This is a genomic window from Undibacterium sp. RuTC16W, assembly GCF_049339445.1.
GTDB lineage: Bacteria > Pseudomonadota > Gammaproteobacteria > Burkholderiales > Burkholderiaceae_D > Undibacterium.
In genome coordinates this window covers 1-284 of record NZ_JBMPPE010000123.1, presented here as the reverse complement: position 1 = coordinate 284, position 284 = coordinate 1, and the positions used below count along the sequence as shown (strand labels likewise).

Genomic DNA, 284 nt, shown 5'->3' with positions numbered 1-284 from the left:
ACGCATTCAAGGTCTGTCTCTTTGAGTCCACAAAACCCCTTGGGTGTTGTATGGTTAAGCCTCACGGGCAATTAGTACAGGTTAGCTCAATGCCTCGCAGCACTTACACACCCTGCCTATCAACGTCGTAGTCTACGACAACCCTTTAGGACACTTATAGTGCCAGGGAAAACTCATCTCAAGGCTCGCTTCGCGCTTAGATGCTTTCAGCGCTTATCGATTCCGAACGTAGCTACCGGGCAATGCCATTGGCATGACAACCCGAACACCAGAGGTTCGTCCAC

General features: G+C 50.7%; 1 rRNA gene. It reads right to left on the bottom strand.

Annotation, left to right across the window (positions count from 1 at the left end):
• Positions 1-50: 50 nt before the first annotated feature.
• A 23S ribosomal RNA gene (locus tag ACO0K4_RS19785) occupies positions 51-284 on the bottom strand; the annotation flags it as partial.